1 protein-coding gene is annotated in these 1,504 nt (G+C 67.3%); it reads right to left on the minus strand.

Going from position 1 to position 1,504, the window contains the following annotated elements:
- Positions 1–168: 168 nt before the first annotated feature.
- Positions 169–1,504, minus strand: a 1,336-nt coding sequence (locus WAW85_RS14105) for an extracellular solute-binding protein (protein WP_422560229.1), incomplete at its 5' end; no start/stop codon positions are given.

A 1,504-nucleotide genomic window follows, 5' to 3' on the forward strand; every position in this document is an offset into this window, starting at 1 on the left:
ATGCGGGCTCGGTCACCGATTCGCGCTCGGTCGGGGCGACGGGCGCGGGAATGGGCGGCGGCGGCGGCGGTACCGCGCGACCGCCTGCGGCGGGAGGTACCCAGATATCGGAATGGACGGGCGCGACCGGTTCGCGATCGCGCGGCGTCTGATTGTCGTCACCGGTGGTCATGGAATGATCCCCTCCCCGTCGACGGCTCGTTGCACCTTGTCGGCGAGGACGTCGACCATGCTTTCCGGATCCCAGCGACCGACCGGGCTCAGCGTGGCGGTCACGAGCGTCGACACCGCCTGGTACTGCGGGGTCGCCGGTCGCGGAGCGACATGCTCCTCGGTCAACTGACGCATGATCTCCTCGCCCATCGGGTAGGCGGTCTGGAAGTCGGGCTCCTCGTAGAGGGCCGCGACTGTCGGCGGCAGCGCACCCTCGAGGGCATACACGCGCTGGGCGTCCTTACTGGTGAGGCAGGAGGCCACCTGCGCCGCCAATTCCGGCTGCTTGGACGTCGAGGCGACCGCGACGTTCAGGCCGCCGAGCGTGGACTTTGCTGGCAGATCCGCCGCGACGCCCGGGTAGGGGGCGAAGTCGAACGAACGCCGCAGCACCCGATTGATCGGCACCAGGTCCTCGGCGGTCGGCGGGTTGTCCTCGTCGAGGATCTTCGTCGCAAACGGCGCGAGCGGCTCCTTCAGGAAGTCGACGTCACCGGAGGCGCCATTCTGCCGTGCCGACTGGAAGACGAACGGCCAGTTGATTTGGAAGGCCGCCTGCCCCTTCTCCATCCCGTCACGCGCGGTGCCCTCGGTGGAGTTGCTGATCGACGGATCGGCACCCGGATAGGTGGCCACCGCCTTCAAGATCTGCAGTGTCTTGAGGGTGGCCGCCTGATGCTCGGGAGTGTCGTTCAGCGCCTGCTTGGTGGGATCTGCCGGATCCAAGATGTGCCCACCGGCGCTCTGCAGCACCGAGTTGAACCACACCATCAAACCCTCGTACTGCCCGCCCTGCACCATGATCTGCGCCGGACCGTTCGAATTCTCGGTGTGGATCGCGGTCGCGTCCTCGATCATCTTCTCCCACGTGGTCGGCGCCTTCGCGGTGCGACCGAAGTACTGCCGGAGAACATCCGGACGGAACCAGAGCAGCTGGGTGTTGGTCCAAATCGGCAGCGCATACAGCACCGGCGCGGCATCGTCGGGCCGCTTCCACATCGCGGTCTGGACGGGACCTGCCAGGTTGGTCGCGGCCACCTGCGCAGCGGTCTGAGCCGGGACCGGCACCATCCAGCCGGCGTTCGCGAACTCCGCGGTCCAGACCACGTCCATGACCATCACATCCAGGCCCTGATCGTTGCCCGCCAGCCGACGTGCCAACTGCAATCGCTGACCGTCGGCGTCCTTCGGCAAGATGGTGACCTGAGCCCGATAGCGTCCACCGGAATCGGCGGTACAGATCGCTGCGCGCGTGGTGATCTCACCTGCCCCGTCGGCCGGGGCGTAGATG

The sequence above is a fragment of the Gordonia sp. (in: high G+C Gram-positive bacteria) genome (assembly GCF_049299075.1).
GTDB lineage: Bacteria > Actinomycetota > Actinomycetes > Mycobacteriales > Mycobacteriaceae > Gordonia.